Source organism: Demequina aestuarii, assembly GCF_000975095.1.
GTDB classification, from domain to species: domain Bacteria; phylum Actinomycetota; class Actinomycetes; order Actinomycetales; family Demequinaceae; genus Demequina; species Demequina aestuarii.
This window is the reverse complement of sequence record NZ_BBRD01000001.1, coordinates 1,372,610-1,392,316: the sequence shown is the minus strand read 5'-3', so window position 1 is coordinate 1,392,316 and position 19,707 is coordinate 1,372,610. Positions and strand designations below refer to the sequence as shown.

The window sequence follows — 19,707 nt, the reverse complement described above, 5'->3', positions numbered from 1 at the left end:
CGGTACGCCGAGTCGATGAGTTCTCGCAGGACGTCGTCGCTCACCGCGTCGGGACGCGTGATGTAGCCGCACCCCACGTGGTGGGGGCCTCTCCCGTCACGTCCGCCATGAGTGTGAGCAGCCGAAAGCCGTCCTCGCGTCGGCCCGCGGGTTCGATGGTCGCGAGGTACTCCTCGACGTCGCCGTCGGTGGGCTGTGCTGCGTTGTCGACCATGCGGTCACGATATGGCGACGAAGGCGCGTCTGCAGGGTGGGATGGGTCACGAGCATGCCCGAATGCGACACTCCGCCCGGTAGGTTGGACGCGTGCTTGACAACGAGACCATGCGAATCGCCCTGGGCGGCGTATCGCTGACGGTTCTCGTGCTGTTCTACCTGGGTGTCTATCGCCCCACGCGGTCGAGCTTCTCCGGTTGGTGGAGCGTCTCGCTCCTCTGTGCAGGCTCGGCCACGACCCTGCTGCTCTTGAACGGAAGCGCGCTGCAGGTGGTGGCGAACCCCGTCTCGAACGTCTTGTCCGTCATCGGGGTGACATGCGTGTGGTTCGCGACGCGGTCGCTGCGCCGTCGCCGTCTGCCGCGCTGGGTCCTCGCGGTCAGCCCGGTGCTGATCCTGATCCCCACGCTGCTCCAGAGTCCCGCGGACAACATCTGGGCCGGCAATGGGCCGCTGTTCACCTACATGGGTGTGCTCTTCGCGGCAGGTTCTCTCGAGGTGTGGATCGCCTGGCACGCGCGCCGGTCACGCACAGATTACGAGCCGAACGGCGAGGCCGTGGTGGCGCTGCTGGTGAGCGCCATCGCGTCGAGCGTGTTGGGGGCGTTCTACCTGCTCCGCAGCTTGTTGTTCTTCGTGGTGGGCCCCGAGAGCCCGACCTTCGAGACGATTGTCGGCACCGGGCCCACCACGGGAATCCTGCTGGTCACCCTTGTCGCTGTCACCTTCAGCGTGTCGGCCGTCGGCTGGGACCAGCAGACGCAGGAGCTGCGCACCCGGGCGATGCAGGACGACTTGACCGGCCTGCTGGGACGGACCGAGTTCCGCCTGCAGGCGGAGCGCGCGTTCGTGGACGCGAGGTCCGCCGGCACCGGCGCGCTGCTGGTGATGGCCGACCTCGACCACTTCAAGGCCGTCAACGATGCTCACGGTCACGCCGCGGGCGATCGGGCGCTGCTGACGTTCGCGGCGACGGTCAAGGACTCCCTTACGCCCGGCGAGCTTGCGGGAAGGCTGGGCGGCGAGGAGTTCGGGCTCGTGCTGCTGGAGGTGGATGCCGTGGGCGCGGTCGCGCGGCTGGAAGCCATGAGCACCGCGTTCGCCGCGCGATCCGACAAGCACGACTTCGAGCTGCCGACGGTGAGCTATGGCGTCGCTGGGCTCGCGGACGGGGTTGCCGCCGCGGAGATCTTCGAACGCGCCGATGTCGCGCTCTACCGAGCGAAGGCCGACGGTCGCGACCGCGCGGTCGCCTACACGCAGGAGTTCGGGCAGGACGCGGGGTTCGCCATGCGGCGTCGGGCGACCGATCAGGCGCGGGTGATCGACTCCGATGCCCCCACCCGCCGAGGCTGAGGGGGAGGCCACTGGCCGTCGGTCAGATAGGCGCCCACGTCACGCGCGATGCGGCGCGCGCCGCGATTCGCGCTGACGGTTGAGGCCTGCGGGCCGTAGCCCGCGAGGAAGAGCCCGGGCACACGCACGGCGCAGCCCCGGTCCACCTCGACGCCGTCGCGCGCGTCGACCCCGAGGGCGGCGAAGGGTGCCAGATCGGCGCGGAAGCCCATCGCCCAAATGATCGCGTCCACCACCGTGGTGTGCCCGTCCTGCTCGACGACGCCGTCGGTGACGAGGCGCACGAACATGGGGCGGCGTTCGAGAAGGCCCCGGTCGCGGAGCTTCCGGATCCGGGGCGTGAGCGGAATGCCAGTCGTCGACACGATGCTGGGCAGTTCCTGTCCCGCCCGCGCCGCCTCGTCCTGGAGGCGCACGGACTCGCGGCCCAGGTCCTCGCCGAGGGTCGCGTCAGCCTCGAGGAACCGCACGGGCTTGCGGGTGAACCACAACGGCGCCGCCCCGGCATCGGCCAGTTCGCGCACGAATCCGATGGCGGATGTGCCACCCCCCACGACGGCGACCCTGAGACCCGCGAAGTCGGCGGCGGAACGGTAGGCGGCGGTGGTGATCTGCACGCCCCGGAACAGGTCCGTGCCGGGGACCTCGGGCTGCCGGGGGGCGCCCCACGTCCCGACCGCGGCCACCACGGCCTTCGCCGTGAGTGGTGCTGCGAGATCCTCGGAGTCGACGAGAAGCCTGCCATCACGCTGACGCCTCACCGAGGCCACCTCGACGGGCCGGCGCACCTGGATCCTAAAGTGGTCCTCGAACCTGCGGTAGTACTCCGCGACGACGTCTCGCGCAGGCCGATCGCGCGGCGCAGTCTCGAAGGTGATCCCCAGCTCGTCCATGCCGGGCAGGTCGTGCACCCGGTGCGCGTCTCCGAGTCGCAGTGCCTCCCAGCGGTGCTGCCACGCGCCGCCGGTGGATGGGTCGCGGTCCAGGACCGTCACGTCGGCTCCCGTGACGAGCCCTCGCCTGCGCAAGTGGTATGCGACGGACAGCCCTGCCTGTCCAGCGCCGATGACGACGACGGGCGACGGGATTGGTGACGGCGCTGGTGCGCGCGCCGGAACTGCGGTGGGTGGCACCACCGTCAGTGCACCGTTCCTTCGGAGACCGCGACATCCGTGGTGTGCGCCAGCGTCGTCTCGACCGCGATGCGAATCCCGGCGGTGATGGTCGATTGCTCCATGGTGGGACCCGTGCCGTCGTGGCGCATGTCGGGACTCGCCGGGACGTGGATGAAGCCCGAGCGTGCGTCTGCGTGTCGCAACGCGTGCTGCAGCCAGAAGAAGACGTGGTTGCACACGAAGGTTCCGGCGCTGGCGGAGAGCTCGGAGGCGATGCCTGAGGCGCGGACCGCCTGCACGATCCTCTTCACCGGAAGGGTGGAGAACAGCCCGTCGGGGGCGCCCTCCACCACCCGAGCGTCAACGGGACGCGCGCCGCCGTTGTCCGGGATGCGAGCGTCGTCGACGTTGATCGCGATGCGCTCGGGCGTGATCGCGGCGCGCCCCTCGGCCACTCCCAGCGCGACCACCACGTCGGGCTGGTGCATGTCGAGTGCCTGGTGCAGTGCCGCGGTGGCCCGGTCAAACTCGACAGGCAGACGCACGGCCACCACAGTCGCCTCCCCGGTCCACTCCGCGGCCACGGCGCGCGCCGCCTCCCACGAGGGGTTGCAGGTCGCGGAGGCGAAGGGTTCGAAGGCGGTGATCAGCACAGTCGTCACCTCTCCAGGGTAGGTGACCCCGGCGGTGGGTCTGCCCCTCTCGCACACATGGGACCTAGGGCCTAGTTCCCCCAGATCACGAGATCTAGTGTATTCACACGGTGTTCACCACTAGATGTTGTGGTGACGGGGTGCCGGCGGACCACGGAGGGCGATATGAGCATCATCGAGAACGACCACGACATGACGACTCGCGGGGCGGGCTCCACAGGCACGCCTACTCTCGAGGTGGTCAAGCGCGACGGCCGCACGCTGACGTTCGACGACAGTCGCATCGGCATCGCACTCACGAAGGCATTCGCGGCCGTGCATGGGACCGTGACTCCCGGGCATGAGCGCGCGATCGACGTGCTGGTCACCCGGATCGTCGCGGAGCTCGCCCGCAGGCACGATTCCACCGTGATGATCTACGAGATCCAGGCCGTGGTCGAGCATGAGCTCCTCGATGCGGGCGAGCGCGCGGTGGCACGTGCGTACATCGACTACCGCGTCGATCGTGATCTGGCGAGGTCCGAGTCCACGGACCTCAACCACTCGATCCACCGGCTGCTCGGCAAGGAATCGTCCGTGGTGCACGAGAACGCTAACAAGGATGCGGACGTCTACAACACGCAGCGCGACCTCACGGCGGGGATGGTGGGCAAGGCGGTGGGTCTTCGCATGCTGCCGCCTCACGTGGCGAACGCCCATCAGAAGGGTGATCTTCACTACCACGACCTCGATTATCACCCCTATTCGCCGATGACCAACTGCTGCCTCATCGATTTCACGACGATGCTCTCTGCCGGATTCCGCATCGGCAATGCCCAGGTGGACCCGCCTCGCTCGATCCAGACCGCCACCGCCCAGATCTCGCAGATCATCGCCAACGTGTCCTCCAGTCAGTACGGCGGGTGCACCGTCAACCGCATCGACGAGCTGCTCGCTCCCTACGCCGCCCTGAACCGTGCGAAGCACGAGGTGGACGCGGAGCGCTGGATCGCCGACCCGGAGGCCCGCGCCGAGTACGCGCAGGAGAAGACGCGCAAGGACATCTACGACGCGATGCAGAGCCTCGAGTATGAGATCAACACTCTCTTCACGTCGAATGGCCAGACGCCGTTCACGTCTGTCGGTTTTGGGCTGGGCACCAATTGGTACGAGCGCGAGATCCAGCGGGCGATTCTGCAGATACGCATCCGTGGGCTCGGGCGCGAGCAACGCACAGCGATCTTCCCCAAGCTGCTGTTCACGGTGAAGCGTGGACTGAACCTGGTCGAGGGGGACCGGAACTACGACATCAAGCAGCTGGCCGTCGAATGCGCGACCAAGCGGATGTACCCGGACATGCTCAGCTACGACAAGATCGTCGAGCTCACCGGCTCCTTCAAGGCGCCGATGGGATGCCGGTCGTTCCTGCAGGGCTGGACCGACGAGGATGGCAATGACAGTGTCGACGGCCGCATGAACCTGGGCGTCGTCACCCTCAACCTGCCGCGCATCGCACTCGAAGCGCAGCGAGACCAGGACAAGTTCTGGCGACTGCTCGACGAGCGTCTCGAGACGGTCGGCGATGCCCTCATGTATCGCATCGCGCGGTGCAAGGAGGCGGTTCCCGGCAACGCTCCCATCCTCTACGTCCACGGCGCATTCGGCACTCGGCTCGGGCCCGACGACGACGTCGACTCGCTCTTCCGCGCCGGTCGCGCCACGGTCTCCCTGGGATACATCGGCCTGTACGAGGTGGCCACGGCGTTCTACGGCGGTCAATGGGAGTCGAATCCTGAGGCGAAGGAGCTGACCCTTGCCGTCCTGCGCCGCCTGGGGGAGCGGGCCGCGGCATGGAAGGCGCAGTCCGGATATCACGTCAGCGTCTACTCCACGCCGTCGGAGAGCCTCACGGACCGGTTCTGCCGGCTCGACAAGGAACGGTTCGGCTCGGTGCGAGACATCACCGACAAGGACTACTACACGAACTCGTTCCACTACGACGTGCGCAAGAGCCCGACGCCGTTCCAGAAGCTGGACTTCGAGGCGGAGTATGCGCCGCTCACGTCCGGCGGGTTCATCCACTACTGCGAGTACCCTGTGCTCCAACAGAACCCGCGCGCGCTGGAGGCGGTGTGGGACTACGCCTACGACCGCATCGGCTACCTGGGCACGAACACCCCGATCGACCGCTGCTACGAATGCGGCTACGCGGGAGACTTCGAGCCCACCGCGACGGGCTTCGAATGCCCCGCGTGCGGCAACGATGACCCGCGTTCGTGCGACGTCGTCAAGCGCACGTGCGGCTACCTGGGCAACCCGCAGCAGCGGCCGATGGTGCACGGCAGGCACGAGGAGATCGCGGCCCGCGTCAAGCACCTCCCGGGGGACACCCGGGTCGCGCCCGCGCTCGTGGATCGCATGGTCGAGCCCAACGACGCCCACGAACCGGAGCGCTGAGAGCGGTGTCGTCCGAGTTCGCATCGCACCGCACGCCGGTGCCGCGCACGTGGGTCGCCAGCAAGGTGAGCCACGACTACGTGGCGGACTACAAGCCGTTCCAGTTCGTGGATGGCGAGGGCGTGCGCTGCAGCCTCTACGTGGCGGGATGCCTGTTCAAGTGCGACGGGTGCTTCAACGAGGCGGCGTGGAGCTTTCGTCGCGGCGAACCGTACTCGACCGCTCTCGAGGATCGGATACTTGCGGACCTCGCTCATCCGGCCATCCAGGGCCTGTCGCTGCTGGGGGGCGAACCCTTCCTCAACACCACCGTGTGCCTCGCGGTGGTGCGGCGCATGCGGGCCGAGCTCCCGGCCAAGGACGTGTGGGCCTGGTCGGGGTACACGCTCGAGCAGATCCTGATGGACAGCGCCGACAAGCAGGAGCTGCTCGGTCACATCGACGTGCTCGTGGACGGGCCCTACGACCACGCTCGGCGGGACCTGTCTCTCGCCTTCCGCGGTTCCACGAACCAGCGTGTGCTCGACGCACGGGCCTCGGTGGCGGCAGGGCGAGCCATCCCCTGGGCGGGCGCGGACACCACAGCCGGATGAACCGAGCCCGCGAGGCAGTGCGCCTGCGTGGGGAACGCGGCGCTGCTCAGTTGGTCCGAGCCGCGTGTCCGGATCGTCCCGGCAGCCGATGCGCGCTCTGGCGGCCCGGGCCAGAGGTCACGGGGAAGCGGCGAAGAGCGGCGCTAGCGTCACAGGCATGGACTGGTGGTTCGATCCCGCGCGGACGTACGACGACAACGTGAGGAACGGTCCGTTCGGGGCGTTCGACGGCCAGCCCCCCACAGTGGCCGGCGCCACGGCGCCCGGCGAGACCTTCTTGGGACACGCCGTGCATCGGCCGTTCGGCGTCGCCGCGGGACCGCTCCCGACCGCGCGGCACTGCGCCGCCTCCTTCGCCCACGGCTTCGACGTGAACGTGTTCAAGACGGTGCGGTCGCGCGCGATGCCTGCTCATCCCTTTCCCAACACGCTTGCGGTGCGAGTCGACGGCGATCTGCCGGCGGAGCCTGGCGTGACGCTCATGGCGGACGCCGACCTCACCACCGCACACAGCATCTCCAACTCGTACGGCGTCCCGTCTCCTGACCCGGACGAGTGGCAGCCCGACATGGCTGCTGCGGCAGCGGCCGCGGCCGACGGCCAGGTGCTCGTCGGCTCGTGCCAGGGCACGCGCGATGGAGACGACGCGAATCTCGTCGCGGACTATGCGCGCACTGCGCAACTGGTCGTGGAGACCGGCGTCGGAGCCGTGGAGCTCAACCTCAGCTGCCCCAATGAGGGCACCGGAGCCTTGCTGTGCTTCGACACGGCGCTGGCGGCGAGAGTGGTGCGAGCCGTCAGGGAGCGGATCGGCGACATACCGCTGGTGCTCAAGATCGCCTACTTCCGCGACGACGATGCACTGGCGGGCTTGGTCCGTGCGGTGGCACCGGTCGTCGACGGGATCGCTGCCATCAACACGTTGCCCGCAATGCTCGTGGACGCGGCCGGACGGCAGGCGCTGCTGGGCCCTGGACGAGAGACTGCCGGCGTGTGCGGTGCCTCGATCCGGTGGGCTGGCCTCGCCATGACCCGCCGTTTGGTGCGCCACCGTGAGGACGGGGGCCACGCCTACGCGATCGTGGGGGTCGGCGGCGTGCTCACCGCGGAGGACTACCGCGTGTACCGCGACGAGGGCGCCGATGCGGTGATGACCGCCACGGGCGCGATGCGCGACCCTTCACTGGGCAGCGAGGTGCGCGCGCTGGCGCGATGACGAGAGGGCGCACCAGGAACTGTCGAGTGTCACGCCCGGCGCCACTCTCCGCCATCGGGCCACACCCATTCCACCTCCTGATCCTCCGGATGCGTGACGTCGCGCAGCCACACGGTCGCGTCGGGATTCCACCCGGCGATCACGCTCGCAAGACCGTCGCCGACCGTGATGGGAACACGTGAGGCCTCAAGATAGGCGGCGGCGGTGAGGTGCACGCCGTCGTACTCCGCGGCCACCCGCCCCCAGTCCGGGATCACCCAGTCTCCGTGGCGGCCGGTGCAGTTGAACCAATCGTGACGTCTCGACGCGGTCACATCGATGGAGTGGCGGCGGCACAGCTCCGCCCAGTCCTCCGCGCACGCAATCTCGAGTACGCGGGCGCGTGGCGGGACCGTGACCGGCACAGTCGTCGCCTGTTCCTCGCCGAAGGAGTCCTCCACCAGGTGCAGTCCCACGGGACCACGCTCGCCGAGGTTCCTCGTGGTGCTGACGAGTGGCAGCGGGGGGACCGACCACCAGGTCCCGCTCCAGTTCGCGTGGGGGTCGGCGGGACGCTCGCGCCGCGCGGTCGACTCCTCCTCGCGCACGGCCAGTCCCCACTGACCGAGCACCTCTGCCGCGGGCACCGACGTGTCCCAGGTGCCCGGCTCCCCGTGGCGGATCTCTGTCTCCGGCCACCGCACCCGATGCTGGTCACCGCCGCTCAGGGGAGCATCGAGCCATGCAGCAGCAGGGGACTTCGCGACGACACTCGCCATCCGGGCCAGCACCTTGTCGAGTCCCGGTCGGGACGCGAGGACTTCTTCGTTGCCTGGGGGCTGCCAATACATCGCGTCGTTCACAGTCTCGCGGAACGCGTGAAGCAGGCCCTCGCTCTCGGGAGCCGTAGGCGCGACCCCGGCGAGTGCATCAGCCGCCTGAGGGGCGGTGACGTGCGGAGGCTCCCCGTCGGCAGGTCCCTCGACAGCCCAGCCGAAGGAGGCGGTGTGATCGGAGAAGTCGCTCGTTGCGAAGACGACTGCCTCGCGGGCGCGGTCGTCCGCGGACGTCAGCAGCGCCATCAAGAAGCGACGCCCTCGCGGGCCGCGCATCAGGCGGTCTGCAAGGGCGTCCATGCCTCGAGGGTACTGAGTGGTTGACCTACGTGGTCTTGGCTGCTTCGAGCTCGCGGAGCCCGCGTCGCAGCACCTTGCCCACATTCGTCTTGGGCAGCTCGTCGAGGAACTCGATCTCCCGGGGGCGCTTGTAGCCGGTGAGCTCCTCCTTGAGGAAGGCCATGAGCTCGGCCTCGGTCAGCGAGTCATCGCGCCGGACCACGAACAGCTTGGGAACCTCGCCCGCGTGCTCGTCCTCGATGGGGATCGCGCCCGCCTCGAGCACCTTCGGATGCTGCATCGCCGCGTCCTCGAGGTCTCCCGGATACACATTGAAGCCGGACACCAGGATGATCTCCTTCTTGCGGTCCACGATGCGCAGGTAGCCGTCCTCGTCCATGGTGGCGATGTCGCCGGTGAGCAGCCAGCCGTCGTCCGTGATGACCTCTGCGGTCGCCTCCGGCTGGCGCCAGTAGCCCTGCATCACCTGCGGCCCCTTCACGGCGAGCTCACCCGGCTCGCCGAATGGCGCCTCAGTGCCGTCCTCGGCGAGAATCCGGACGTCGGTCGAGGGCAAGGGCACGCCGATGGTGCCCACGCGCGGCGGCAGGTGGGTGGGGTTGACGCTCACGACCGGTGAGGCCTCCGTGAGCCCGTAGCCCTCGATGATCTCCGAGTGGGTCAGGTCGCGCCAACGCGAGCCGACGGCCGTGCGCAAGGCCATGCCGCCCGCGACGGAGACCTTGACGTTGGACAGGTCGAGCTTCGAGAACTCGGGCCTCTCCATCAGCGCGCCGGCGAGCGTGCTGACCAGCACCAGGCAATCGGGCTTCTCGGCGTCGAGCGTCTTGATGAAGGCCGCCGTGTCGCGCGGGTTCGTGATGAGCACGTTGTGCCCGCCGAATCGGAAGAAGCCGATGCAGTTCACGGTCAGCGCGAACACGTGATAGAGCGGGAGCGCCGCGATGACGGAGGTGTTGCCCTCCTCGAGCACCACCCTGATCTGGCCGATGAACTGCTCCTGATTGTTGAGCAGGTTCCAGTGGGTGAGCACCGCGGCCTTGGTGCCACCGGTCGTGCCGCCCGTGTACTGCAGGAAGGCCACGTCGGAGTGCTCGACACCCGGGTCGGTGAACTCGACGGGGTCTCCGGTCAGCAGCGCGCGGAACTCGATGGCCTGCGGCAGCGAGTACGCGGGCACCATCTTCTTGATCCGCTTGGCGACGAGGTTGACGATGGCGCGCTTGGGCTGGTGGAGCATGTCGCCTGCCTGCGTGACGATCACGTGCTCGATGGTGCTGCCGGGCAGCACCTTCTCCACCTTGTCCGCGAAGTTGGCGAGCACGATGATGGCGCGCGGCTCCGCATCCTTCACCACCGCGGCGAGCTCGTGGGCGGTGTACAACGGGTTCGCGTTCACCACCACGAGCCCTGCTCTCAGCGCGCCGTACAGCGCCACCGGATACTGCATGAGGTTCGGCATCTGCAGCACGATGCGGTCGCCCTTGTGGAGCCCCAGGTCGTTCTGAAGGTACGAGGCGATGCGGGTGGCGATCTCGTCGACCTCGGCGAAGCTGAGCGTGCCGCCCAGATTCGAGAAGGCGGTGCGGTCCCCGTAGCGCTGCGCGGCGTGGGCCGCCATGTCGCCGAGCGAGCGCTCGACCGGCGGGTCGATGGTCCGGGACACGCTGTCGGGATAGAACGCGAACCAGGGGCGGTCGGCGTCCCCGATGGGGTCGTGACTGGGGAGGGTGGTGTCGTTCATCATTCATCTCCATTGATGGCGATGGGTCGGGGGACCGCGGGGATGGGGGACTGCTCAGACGGTCTTCGCCGCCGAGTGCGTTGTCCAGGAGCGTACCCAATCGGGCACGCTCACATGGTCAGGGAAGCCGCCGAGTTCCGCGTCGAGATCGGCGGTGGGGACGCGGCCGTGCCCACGTTCGACGAAGCAGGCTCGGATGAGCGCGTGAGCGTGCACGACGTCACCGCGCCTGAATGTCTGCTCGAGGTACACCCAGCGTTCGTCGCCGCCGGCCACGCGCGTGTGGACGTCGAAGGACTGGGCAAGAGTCAGGTTCTTCCAATAGGTGATGGTCTGGCCCGCCACGACCGGGAACCAGCCGCGGTCGCGGCATCGCTGCCAGAACCCGGAGCGGACCATCAGATCCAGCCGGCCGAGGTCGAGCAGCGTGAGGTACCGGCCATTGTTCATGTGGCCTACGGTGTCGAGGTCCGTGGGCACCACCCGGAACCGGGTCGCGACGGTGTCCCAGAGGCTGATGCGTGCGCCACGCTGCGCGGCGAGCCGCACGCGAAGCAGCCTCAGCCACAGGTTCACGGCGACCCGTCCTTGGCCCTCATCAGCAGGAACGGCGTGGCGCCGTCCCGCGAGGTCACGGCGACGTCCAGGCTGCGCTCGGTGGCGGTCGACGTGAAGCCCACGGTGCGCGGCAGCAGGATGGGCTTCACGAAGTCGACGTGCACCGAGAACGCGTCGGCGAGCCGTCCTTCGAGAGCTGCCAGGGCCCGAGCGTGAGTCCACATGCCGTGAATGATGGGCCGCGGGAACCCGAACGCCTTCGCCGCAAGACGGCTCGTGTGGATGGGATTGGGGTCCTTCGACGCGCGGCGGTACCGCCGCCCCAGGTCGGCGGGGAGGCGCCAGAGTCCGTGGGGCGTACCAGCCTCGAACGGCGTCCGGTCGCGCCCTTCGGGGTCGCCGGGAACGCTGACGCTGCTCGACAGGTACGTGCTGACGCCGTCCCAGACCAGTTCCCCGTCCGCGTGAGCCTGGCCCACGAGGTCCACCAGGGCGCCACGGCGGTGCGGGCGCAGGTTCTCGAGATGCACGGTGAGGTCCAGCGCCTCATCGGCGCCAACAGCCCGATGCATCGTCATGTCGTTCGACACGTGAACCGCACCTACGAGGGGCACCGACGACTCAGCGTCGCTCAAGAGGTGCACGTGGAGCGGGAACGTGAGGACGTGGATCCACGTCGCGGGCACCGAGTGCCGCAGCGTGAATTCGCAGACCCGGGAGTACTCGGCGAGACGGGCGAGGTCCTGCCGGTGCCCGTGAATCGTCACCGCACGGTCCGGGATGCGGGCCGTGTCGCCGCGGCGGGGGATCAGCGCGCGGGCGAACGCGGCTCCCATCCCGGGCGACTCACTGAGGTGCTCAACCGTGCGCGCTGGCTCCGTCCCGGCCATCACGCGCCCACCAGGTTCTGGCCGCAGACGCGCACGACCTGACCGGTCACCCCCTGGGAGCGAGGGTCGAGCAGGTATCCGATCGCCTCGGCGACGTCCTCGGGGTGGCCGCCCTGGCTCAAGGAGTTGCTGCGACGGAACACCTCGCGCTGCACGAACGGGATGCGCGCCGTCATGTCCGTCTCGATGAACCCTGGCGCCACGGCGTTGGTGGTGATCGATCGCGAGGCGAGGTCGGGCGCCATCGCAGCGACCAGGCCGGCCACCCCTGCCTTGGAGGCGGCGTAGTTGGTCTGTCCCTTGTTGCCGGCGAGCCCCGACGTGGACGCAATGCCGACGATGCGGCCCCCGTCCGTGATGCCGCCCGGGGTGGTGGGGTCCAGCAACACCTCGTTCATGCGGATCTGTGCCGCGAGGTTCACGTCCAGCACCGAGCCCCATCGGCTCGCATCGGTGTTCACCAGCATCTTGTCGCGGGTGATGCCGGCATTGTGAACGATCCCGTAGATGCTCTCGCCACGGCCGGCGACGTGCGCCGCGATGGTCGCGCCCGCATCGGCCGCCGTGATGTCGAGCTGCAGCGCGGTGCCGCCCACCTCGTTGGCGACCGCCGCGAGCGACTCACCGGCGGGCGGGATGTCGACGGCGACGATGCTCGCGCCGTCACGGGCGAGCGTCCGAGCGATGGCGGCGCCGATGCCGCGAGCGGCGCCGGTCACGACGATGACGCGGCCGTCGAGCGGCCTGTCCTCCATCGCCTGCGGACGCTGGGCGGCTGCGCTGACACGCCACGCCTGACCGTCGACGAACGCCGACCGACCCTGCAGGACGAAGCCGAGCGTCGACACCAGGTCTCCTGAGGCGGCATCGGCGTCGACGTAGAGCAGGGTCGCGGTCGCCCCCTTGCGCAGCTCCTTGCCGACGGTGCGATTGATGCCGTCGAGAGCGCGGGTCACGGCCTTCGCCTCCCAGCCGTCCTGTTCCGCGCGAGCGAGGATGACGATGCGTCCGGAGGGCTCGATGGCACGGACGGCGGGCCGCAGCACAGCCCTCAGGTCCTCGAGACCCGCGATCGTCGTCAGTTCAGTGGCGTCCACGACGAGCGCGCCGATGCGCGAGCCGTACCCTGCGGGGGTGTCGGGCTGGTCGTCGACGACGGGGGCCTCAGTCGCGCGCCCGAGCAGGCTCAGCGCATCGGCCGCGACGGTGCCGCCGCCCAGGGACGCGAGCACGATCGCGCCCTGCGGCCACGTGCGGCCCCGGCGCAGTCGCGGCGGCTCCTTGAGGCCGGCCTTCGCGGACAGCGCCTTGCCGGCGGGGGAGTAGAAGGCCTTCTCGAGCACGCCCATCACACGGCCTCCAGAATCGCGACGACTCCTTGGCCGCCGGCGGCACACATCGAGATCAGCCCCTTCGAGCCCGGTCCGCGCTGGTGCAGCAGCTTGGCAAGCGTCGGGACGATGCGCGCGCCGGTGGCGGCGAACGGGTGGCCCGCCGCGAGCGAGGAGCCGGTGACATTCAGGATTGAGCGGTCGATGGTGCCGAGCGCGCCGTCCAGGCCAAGGGACCGGCAGTATTCGTCGGACTTCCATGCCTCGAGCGTGGTGAGCACCGTCGACGCGAAGGCTTCGTGAATCTCGATCAGCGCAAAGTCGTCGAGGGTGAGGCCGCGGCGCGCCAGCATGCGCCCGGCCGCGGCGACGGGTCCGAGCAGGAGGTCGTCTCCGCCCGGGTGGTCCACGGCGGCCACCTCGGCGTCCACGACCTTCGCGAGCACGGGCAGGTGGTGCTCGCGTGCCCAGTCCTCGCTCGCGAGCAGGGACGTCGCGGCCCCGTCGGAGAGCGCGGTGGAGTTGCCTGCGGTCATGGTGCCGCCCGGACCGCCGAACACTGGTCGGAGCTTCGCGAGCTTCTCGACCGACGTGTCGGCGCGCAGGATGGCGTCGCGCGCCAGCCCCAGGTACGGGGTGACGAGGTCGTCGAAGAAGCCGTCATCCCACGCGGCGGCGAGCTTGTGATGCGAGGCCGCGGCGATCTCGTCCTGGTCCTCGCGCGAGATGCCCCACCGCTCGGTGGTGAGGGCCTGATGCTCGCCCATCGACAGGCCCGTGCGGGGCTCTGTGACGCTGGGGGCCTGCGGCTTGAGGTGAGCCGGGCGGATGCGGGACAGCGCCTTGAGGCGCTGGGGTGCCGTCTTGGCCGCGTTCGCGGCGAGGAGCGCTCGGCGCAGCGGATCCGAGACGGTGATGGGCGCATCGGAGGTGGAGTCCGTACCGCCGGCGATGCCCGAGTCGATCTGGCCCAGCGCGATCTTGTTCGCGACGTAGACCGTCGCCTCGAGACCCGTGCCGCACGCCTGCTGCAGGTCGCACGCGGGAGTGGACGGATCGAGAGCGGAGCTCAGCACGGCCTCGCGGGTGAGGTTGAAGTCCTTGGGATGCTTGAGCACCGCCCCGGCGGCGACCTCGCCGATCCGGGTGCCAGCGAGTCCGTAGCGTGCGACGAGTCCGTCGAGCGCTGCGGTGAGAAGGTCATGGTTCGAGGCCTGGGCGAGCGGTCCGCCCGCCTTCGCGAACGGCGTCCGATTGCCTCCGACGACCACGGCGTTGTGGGTCATGCGTCCTCCATCGTTGAGAGAAACTAGCCGATACCGACAGTAGCAGATACTCCCGGTATCGGGTACGGTGGCGCTATGGCCATCGACGGCAGGGACTCCCGCTGGGACGAACATCGCGCGACGCGGCGCAAGGAGCTCGTCTCCCACGCGCTGCGCGCCATTCGCATTCACGGCGCAACCGTAGGGATGGACGCGATCGCTCATCGCGCCGGCACCTCCAAGACCGTGATCTACCGGCACTTCGGCGACCGCGCCGGCCTGTACGACGCCGTGGTGGAGCAGGTGCATGACTACATTCATGCGGGCCTGTCGACGGCGTTCCGGCTCTCGGACCCCACCGACCTGGGTCGGCTCACCTCCGATCTGGCCGACGCCTACCTCGACCTGGTCGAGCGGGACCCCGAGATCTATCGCTTTGTCATGACACCTCCAGCGCCGGCAGCAGGTGCGGTGGTGGACCCGGTGCGCGGGCTCCCAGGGCTGATCGGAGAACAGATCTCGGACTCCATCGCACAGAACCTCGCGGCCCGCGGCCTCGACGTCTCCGGTGCGGCGACCTGGGGCCATGGGCTCGTGGGCTTCATCAGGGCGGTCGCCGACCACTGGATGGCGACCGATCCGCGACCGCCACGCGAGCACATCGTCCAGCACATCTCCGACTTCTTCGCCCCTGCACGGGTCGGCGCGTCTGCGCCGACCGCCACCCCTATGGAGGACCGACAATGACGTTGACCCACCCCGAGCGCTCGACCACTGCATCGGCGCCCCCGACGACGGACGGATCAGGGGCCGAGCGCCTGACCACCCTGGGTGCGCAGCTGCGCACGGCGCTGGACGGCGACTTCGCGGAGGACCGCGCGAGGATGCGCGCGACCTTCCCTGCGGAGGATCTGCTGCGCGACCCTGAGCTCGACGTCCAGGCCTCGCGAGAGTGGACGCTGAACCGCCTGTTGTCGCTCAACGATCAGGGATTCGGAAGCGCGGGCGTGCCCACGACCGCGAACGCCGGCTCCGACCCCCGCGGTGCGGTGCTGACGTTCGAGATGCTGTCCCATGGCGATCTGTCGGTGACCATCAAGTCGGGCGTGCAGTTCGGACTCTTCGGCGGTGCGGTCACCAATCTCGGCACAGAGTGGCATCACGAGACGTTCCTCCCGGACATCACGTCGATGACACTGCTGGGTGGCTTCGCCATGACGGAGCTGGGGCACGGCAGCGACGTGGCGAGTCTCGAGACCACGATCACCTATCTGCCGGACTCGGAGGAGTTCGAGGTGCACTCGCCCACGCCTGGCGCGACCAAGGCGTACATCGGCAACGCCGCCAAGGACGGCACCATGGCGGCCGTCTTCGGCCAGCTGGTGGTGGGAGGCGAGTCCCACGGCGTGCACGTGGTGCTGGTGCCGCTGCGGGACGACGCCGGGAACGACCTGCCTGGCATCACCACCGGGGATCACGGGCACAAGGGCGGACTGCTGGGAGTCGACAACGGCACCATCAGTTTCGACCACGTGCGCGTGCCGCGGCGCATGCTCCTCGACCGCTACGGCGGGGTCGACGAGTCCGGCACGTACGTGTCGCCCATCGACAACCAGAACCGGCGCTTCTTCACGATGCTCGGCACCCTCGTGCGCGGCCGCGTGTGCGTGGGAGGAGGGGGCGGAATCGCTGCCCGCCGCGGACTGTCCATCGCGACGCGTCACGCTCTTCGCCGCCGCCAGTTCCCCGCGGCCGGTCGTCCCGGTGGCGTGCTGCTGCTCGACTACCTGGTGCACCAGAAGCGCCTGCTGCCGCGAATCGCCCGCTCGTACGCGTTGGGCTTCGCGCAGAACGTGCTCATCGAGGCGCTGGTGCACGTCCAAGGAGGGGACGAGTCCACCGAGGAGGACCAGCGCAGCCTGGAGACCCATGCTGCGGGCCTCAAGGCCATCCAGACGTGGTTCGCGAACGAGGCCATTCAGGAGGCTCGCGAGGCGTGCGGCGGGGCCGGATACATGAGTGAGAACCAGCTGGTCGAGATGCGCCGCGACGTCGACATCTTCGCGACCTTCGAGGGCGACAACACCGTGCTGATGCAACTCGTCACCAAGTCGCTGCTCACCGACTACCGCAAGGAGTGGGGCGAGTTGGACCGCACCGGCGTGGTGCAGGCGACAGCGCGGGTCGCGGGGGAGTCGGTCCTCGAGGCCACGTCCGCCGGCATCATGCTGGGTCGGCTCGCCGATGCGGTGCGACGCCGGCCGGAAGAGACGACGCTGGTCGACCGTCGCTGGCATGCACTGATGTTCGAGCAGCGGACCCGGCACTCGCTGGAGTCGCTGGCGATGCGCATGCGAGCGGCTGCCAAGGGCAGGGACGATCAGTTCGAGTCGTTCAACGCCCTGGGCGACCACGTGCAGTTCGTCGCGCGTGCGTACATGGAGGAGTGGGTACTCTCGGCCTTCGTGGACGCACTCGAAGCGGTGGAGCCGGGCGAGAGCCGTGACGTGCTGGAACGGCTGTGCAGCCTGTATGCGCTGCAGTCGATTCACGACACTCGCGCATGGTTCATGGAGCACAACCGCATCAGTTCGGGCCGGTCCAAGGCCATCGGCGCGCAGATCAACGAGCTGTGCCGAGAGCTGCGTCGACACGCGCTGCCGCTCATCGAGGGCATGGGCATTCCTGAAGGGTGGCTCGGAGCCGCGCTGCTCGAGGACTGACGCGACTGGGCTGCCCTGGCGGGCGCATCGGCTAGCCTGACGAGGCATTTCGTCCCCGTCGCGCCCGCGCTGAGCCCTCAGGAGTCCCTGCAGTGATCGAAAGCCTTCAAGAGTTCGCCGCCTCGTTTCCCGCGTGGGCGCAGTGGTTCGCCGTCGCGCTCGTGTCCGCGATTCCCTTCGTCGAGTCGTACTTCGGCTCGGTGATCGGCGTGGCCATCGGCCTCCACCCTGGCGTCGCGATCGGCGCGGCCGTGGCGGGCAACGTGGTGTCGATGGTCGCGTTCGTGTACGCCGCGCATGCGGTGCGCCGTCGCAACGTGGGCGACGAGGCTCCGAGCGCGCGTCGCGTCAAGCTCAAGGCCATGTTCGACAGGTACGGCGTGCCAGGAGTGTCGCTGCTCGGCCAGACGATGCTCCCCAGTCAGATCACGGCCGGCGCGATGGTGGGATTCGGTGCGTCCCGCACCGCGGTGACCGGATGGCAGGTGCTCTCGATCATCCTCTGGGGAGCCGCCTTCGGACTCATCGCCGCGGGGCTCATCAGCGTGTAATGCGCGCCGATGCGCGCGCGGGTCGCTCGCACACGGCACTATCGACGTGACAAGAGGAGTCTCCATGGCAGGCATCGAATGGCGCACCTTCGTGGCGCGACTGGCTCAGCGCATCTGGTTCAGGCTCGCGCTGTTCACCGTGCTCGCGCTCGCGGTCTCCCTCCTTGGCCGCTTCGCTGGCCCGGCGCTGCCGGAGGCGTGGGCGCTCGACTTCGGTCAGGACTCGGTCGCGACCATCCTGCAGATTCTCGCGTCCTCAATGCTCGCGGTCACCACCTTCTCGCTCACGGTGATGATCTCCGCCTACTCGGGGGCGGCCGCCCAGACCACCCCACGAGCGACGCAACTGCTGCTCGCAGACAACACCTCTCAGAACGCGCTCTCGAGCTTCCTGGGATCGTTCGTGTTCGCCATCGTGGGCATCGTCGCGCTGTCCACCAGCTACTACGGCGAGAGGGGGCGCACGCTGCTGTTCCTCGGCACGCTGCTCGTCATCGCGATCGTCGTGGCCACGTTGGTGCGATGGATCCACCACCTCACCAACTTTGGCCGCATGGCGGACGTGCTGGATCGCGTGGAGAAGGCCGCCCACGACACCGTCTGTGCGTACGCCACGGCCCCCACTCTCGGCGGCGCCGCTGCCACGGACGTGCCGGCGAGCGCGCGCGCGATCCGCGCGGACGCCGCCGGCTGCGTCACGGGCATCGCGGTCGCGGCGTTGGCCGACGCCGCCGAGCGCGCACGCCTGACGGTGCACGTGGCCGCGCTTCCTGGAGTCATGGTGGGCCTGGGGACGCCCCTGGCCTACGTCGAGGGCTTCGCCGACGATGGCACGGCCGATGCGGTGCGCGAGGCGTTCCGTGTCGAGAAGCATCGGACGTTCGAGCAGGACCCCCGCTTGGGGCTCGTCGCCCTGTCCGAGATCGGCAGCCGCGCGTTGTCGCCGTCGACGAACGATCCGGGCACGGCGATCGAGGCACTGAACGCGATTCAGCGGGTGTTGACAGACCTGCTGACGACGTCGGCTGACTCCGAGGTCGCACATCCGAGTCTCCGGGTGCCCACCGTGAGCCTGGAGGACCTCATCGAAGACGCGTTGCGACCGCTCGCACGCGACGGGGCGGGAATCGTCGAGGTGGGCCTGCGCGTGCAGCGCGTGCTGGGCGACCTCATCGCCATTGCCGACTCGGAGGCGGCGGCGTCGCTCCGCGCGGCGTCGGAGCACGCCGAGCAGCGTGCAGTCGGCGGCCTTCCCGACGAGGGAGACCGCGACCTCATCACTGCTGCGGGGGCGAAGGCCCGCGCCCGCCACGAACGTTAAGGACACTCATGTCAGTGGTCGACCCACCCATCGCCGAGCGGCACGCCCTCTGGGAGGATGCCCTGGCGCTTCCCAGTGGGGCCTTCCTGATGTCGTTCGGCCTCTTTCTGCTCGAGCAGATCGGGGGAGTCTCAGGCGGGCTCGCAGGCGTGGCGATCCTGGGCGGTTACTGGACCGGCGTCTCGTTCGGCCTGCTGTTCTTCCTGGTGAACCTGCCCTTCTACTGGCTTGCCGTCCGACGGATGGGGTGGGTGTTCACGGCCAAGACCCTCATCACGGTCACGCTCGTGGCCGTGCTCGCGGAGGTGCACGGGCTGTACATGGACGTGAGCGAGGTGGCGCCGCTGTATGCCGCGATCTTCGCGGGGCTGGCGATCGGCGTGGGCATGATCATGATCTTCCGCCACGGTGCGTCCGCGGGCGGGTTCGGCATCCTCGCCGCGTACATGCAGGATCGGCACGGCATCCGTGCGGGATACGTGCAGGGCGCCCTGGACATCGTGGTGGTGGCCGCGTCGCTGGCGCTGGTGGAGCCGTTCATCCTGCTGTGCTCGGTCATCGGCGCAGTGCTGCTGAACCTCGTGCTGGCGATCAATCACCGGCCGGGCCGCTACTTCGGCTGAG

At 69.0% G+C, this 19,707-nt stretch carries 18 protein-coding genes; 9 read left to right on the top strand and 9 right to left on the bottom strand.

Annotated features, from left to right (window positions below):
• Positions 1–40: 40 nt before the first annotated feature.
• A complete protein-coding gene (locus tag AOP72_RS13560; protein WP_193746374.1) occupies positions 41–214 on the bottom strand; it encodes a hypothetical protein in 174 nt (57 codons plus the stop codon).
• Between the two features lie 92 nt (positions 215–306).
• On the opposite strand from AOP72_RS13560, the gene AOP72_RS06545 reads away from it, so the two are divergent.
• On the top strand, positions 307–1,572 hold the full coding sequence (locus AOP72_RS06545; RefSeq protein ID WP_152650272.1) for a GGDEF domain-containing protein: 1,266 nt from the start codon (positions 307–309) through the stop codon (positions 1,570–1,572).
• Here the strand turns inward: AOP72_RS06545 and AOP72_RS06540 are convergent.
• Complete coding sequence (locus AOP72_RS06540) at positions 1,527–2,705, bottom strand: FAD-dependent oxidoreductase (RefSeq protein WP_238581626.1); 1,179 nt, start codon at positions 2,703–2,705, stop codon at positions 1,527–1,529. The genes AOP72_RS06545 and AOP72_RS06540 overlap by 46 nt on opposite strands.
• A gap of 5 nt (positions 2,706–2,710) precedes the next feature.
• Positions 2,711–3,349, bottom strand: coding sequence for a pyroglutamyl-peptidase I (gene pcp, locus AOP72_RS06535; RefSeq protein ID WP_062134013.1), 639 nt, complete (start codon positions 3,347–3,349; stop codon positions 2,711–2,713).
• Positions 3,350–3,505: 156 nt separating this feature from the next.
• On the opposite strand from pcp, the gene nrdD reads away from it, so the two are divergent.
• From nrdD to AOP72_RS06520, 3 genes are all read left to right on the top strand, one after another.
• Complete coding sequence (gene nrdD / locus AOP72_RS06530; RefSeq protein ID WP_238581625.1) at positions 3,506–5,776, top strand: anaerobic ribonucleoside-triphosphate reductase; 2,271 nt, start codon at positions 3,506–3,508, stop codon at positions 5,774–5,776.
• A 5-nt stretch (positions 5,777–5,781) separates the two neighbouring features.
• Positions 5,782–6,369 carry an anaerobic ribonucleoside-triphosphate reductase activating protein gene (gene nrdG, locus AOP72_RS06525; RefSeq protein ID WP_062134010.1) on the top strand — a complete coding sequence of 196 codons (588 nt, stop codon included), beginning with the start codon at positions 5,782–5,784 and terminating at the stop codon, positions 6,367–6,369.
• A 157-nt stretch (positions 6,370–6,526) separates the two neighbouring features.
• Positions 6,527–7,585, top strand: a complete 1,059-nt coding sequence (locus AOP72_RS06520; RefSeq protein ID WP_062134008.1) for a tRNA-dihydrouridine synthase — start codon at positions 6,527–6,529, stop codon at positions 7,583–7,585.
• A 29-nt stretch (positions 7,586–7,614) separates the two neighbouring features.
• Here AOP72_RS06520 and AOP72_RS06515 read toward each other — a convergent pair whose 3' ends face one another.
• The 6 genes from AOP72_RS06515 to AOP72_RS06490 are packed head-to-tail and all read right to left on the bottom strand — an operon-like array spanning position 7,615 to position 14,509.
• Positions 7,615–8,700 carry a hypothetical protein gene (locus AOP72_RS06515; RefSeq protein ID WP_062134005.1) on the bottom strand — a complete coding sequence of 362 codons (1,086 nt, stop codon included), beginning with the start codon at positions 8,698–8,700 and terminating at the stop codon, positions 7,615–7,617.
• Positions 8,701–8,725: 25 nt separating this feature from the next.
• A complete protein-coding gene (locus AOP72_RS06510; RefSeq protein WP_062136934.1) occupies positions 8,726–10,444 on the bottom strand; it encodes an AMP-binding protein in 1,719 nt (572 codons plus the stop codon).
• A gap of 54 nt (positions 10,445–10,498) precedes the next feature.
• Positions 10,499–11,020 (bottom strand): acyl-CoA thioesterase, encoded by a 522-nt coding sequence (locus tag AOP72_RS06505; RefSeq protein WP_062134002.1) that lies wholly within the window; start codon positions 11,018–11,020, stop codon positions 10,499–10,501.
• Complete coding sequence (locus AOP72_RS06500; protein ID WP_062133999.1) at positions 11,017–11,838, bottom strand: MaoC family dehydratase; 822 nt, start codon at positions 11,836–11,838, stop codon at positions 11,017–11,019. Before AOP72_RS06500 ends, AOP72_RS06505 begins: the two co-directional genes overlap by 4 nt.
• A 53-nt stretch (positions 11,839–11,891) precedes the next feature.
• Positions 11,892–13,241 carry a 3-oxoacyl-ACP reductase gene (locus tag AOP72_RS06495; protein WP_062133996.1) on the bottom strand — a complete coding sequence of 450 codons (1,350 nt, stop codon included), beginning with the start codon at positions 13,239–13,241 and terminating at the stop codon, positions 11,892–11,894.
• The gene (locus AOP72_RS06490; protein ID WP_062133993.1) at positions 13,241–14,509 is read right to left on the bottom strand and encodes an acetyl-CoA C-acetyltransferase; all 1,269 of its coding nucleotides are present in this window, start codon (positions 14,507–14,509) and stop codon (positions 13,241–13,243) included. The genes AOP72_RS06495 and AOP72_RS06490 overlap by 1 nt, the downstream gene beginning before the upstream one ends.
• Before the next feature lie 75 nt (positions 14,510–14,584).
• Here AOP72_RS06490 and AOP72_RS06485 point away from each other — a divergent pair, with 75 nt between their 5' ends.
• The 5 genes from AOP72_RS06485 (at position 14,585) to AOP72_RS06465 (ending at position 19,706) form a co-directional block, all read left to right on the top strand.
• Positions 14,585–15,235, top strand: a complete 651-nt coding sequence (locus tag AOP72_RS06485) for a TetR/AcrR family transcriptional regulator (RefSeq protein WP_062133990.1) — start codon at positions 14,585–14,587, stop codon at positions 15,233–15,235.
• Positions 15,232–17,211 (top strand): acyl-CoA dehydrogenase family protein, encoded by a 1,980-nt coding sequence (locus tag AOP72_RS06480; protein WP_084631421.1) that lies wholly within the window; start codon positions 15,232–15,234, stop codon positions 17,209–17,211. The genes AOP72_RS06485 and AOP72_RS06480 overlap by 4 nt, the downstream gene beginning before the upstream one ends.
• 92 nt (positions 17,212–17,303) lie before the next feature.
• Complete coding sequence (locus AOP72_RS06475) at positions 17,304–17,762, top strand: hypothetical protein (RefSeq protein WP_062133987.1); 459 nt, start codon at positions 17,304–17,306, stop codon at positions 17,760–17,762.
• 64 nt (positions 17,763–17,826) lie between these two features.
• Positions 17,827–19,083 (top strand): DUF2254 domain-containing protein, encoded by a 1,257-nt coding sequence (locus AOP72_RS06470; protein WP_062133984.1) that lies wholly within the window; start codon positions 17,827–17,829, stop codon positions 19,081–19,083.
• Positions 19,084–19,091: 8 nt separating this feature from the next.
• Positions 19,092–19,706 carry a YitT family protein gene (locus AOP72_RS06465; protein ID WP_062133981.1) on the top strand — a complete coding sequence of 205 codons (615 nt, stop codon included), beginning with the start codon at positions 19,092–19,094 and terminating at the stop codon, positions 19,704–19,706.
• Position 19,707 lies beyond the last annotated feature (1 nt).

Coding starts and splice junctions, on each gene's coding strand:
- AOP72_RS13560 (WP_193746374.1), bottom strand. CDS start 214: ATGGTCGACAACGCAGCACAGCCCACCGACGGCGACGTCGAGGAGTAC.
- nrdD (WP_238581625.1), top strand. CDS start 3,506: ATGAGCATCATCGAGAACGACCACGACATGACGACTCGCGGGGCGGGC.
- AOP72_RS06520 (WP_062134008.1), top strand. CDS start 6,527: ATGGACTGGTGGTTCGATCCCGCGCGGACGTACGACGACAACGTGAGG.
- AOP72_RS06515 (WP_062134005.1), bottom strand. CDS start 8,700: ATGGACGCCCTTGCAGACCGCCTGATGCGCGGCCCGCGAGGGCGTCGC.
- AOP72_RS06510 (WP_062136934.1), bottom strand. CDS start 10,444: ATGAACGACACCACCCTCCCCAGTCACGACCCCATCGGGGACGCCGAC.
- AOP72_RS06500 (WP_062133999.1), bottom strand. CDS start 11,838: ATGGGAGCCGCGTTCGCCCGCGCGCTGATCCCCCGCCGCGGCGACACG.
- AOP72_RS06495 (WP_062133996.1), bottom strand. CDS start 13,241: ATGGGCGTGCTCGAGAAGGCCTTCTACTCCCCCGCCGGCAAGGCGCTG.
- AOP72_RS06490 (WP_062133993.1), bottom strand. CDS start 14,509: ATGACCCACAACGCCGTGGTCGTCGGAGGCAATCGGACGCCGTTCGCG.
- AOP72_RS06485 (WP_062133990.1), top strand. CDS start 14,585: ATGGCCATCGACGGCAGGGACTCCCGCTGGGACGAACATCGCGCGACG.
- AOP72_RS06480 (WP_084631421.1), top strand. CDS start 15,232: ATGACGTTGACCCACCCCGAGCGCTCGACCACTGCATCGGCGCCCCCG.
- AOP72_RS06470 (WP_062133984.1), top strand. CDS start 17,827: ATGGCAGGCATCGAATGGCGCACCTTCGTGGCGCGACTGGCTCAGCGC.
- AOP72_RS06465 (WP_062133981.1), top strand. CDS start 19,092: ATGTCAGTGGTCGACCCACCCATCGCCGAGCGGCACGCCCTCTGGGAG.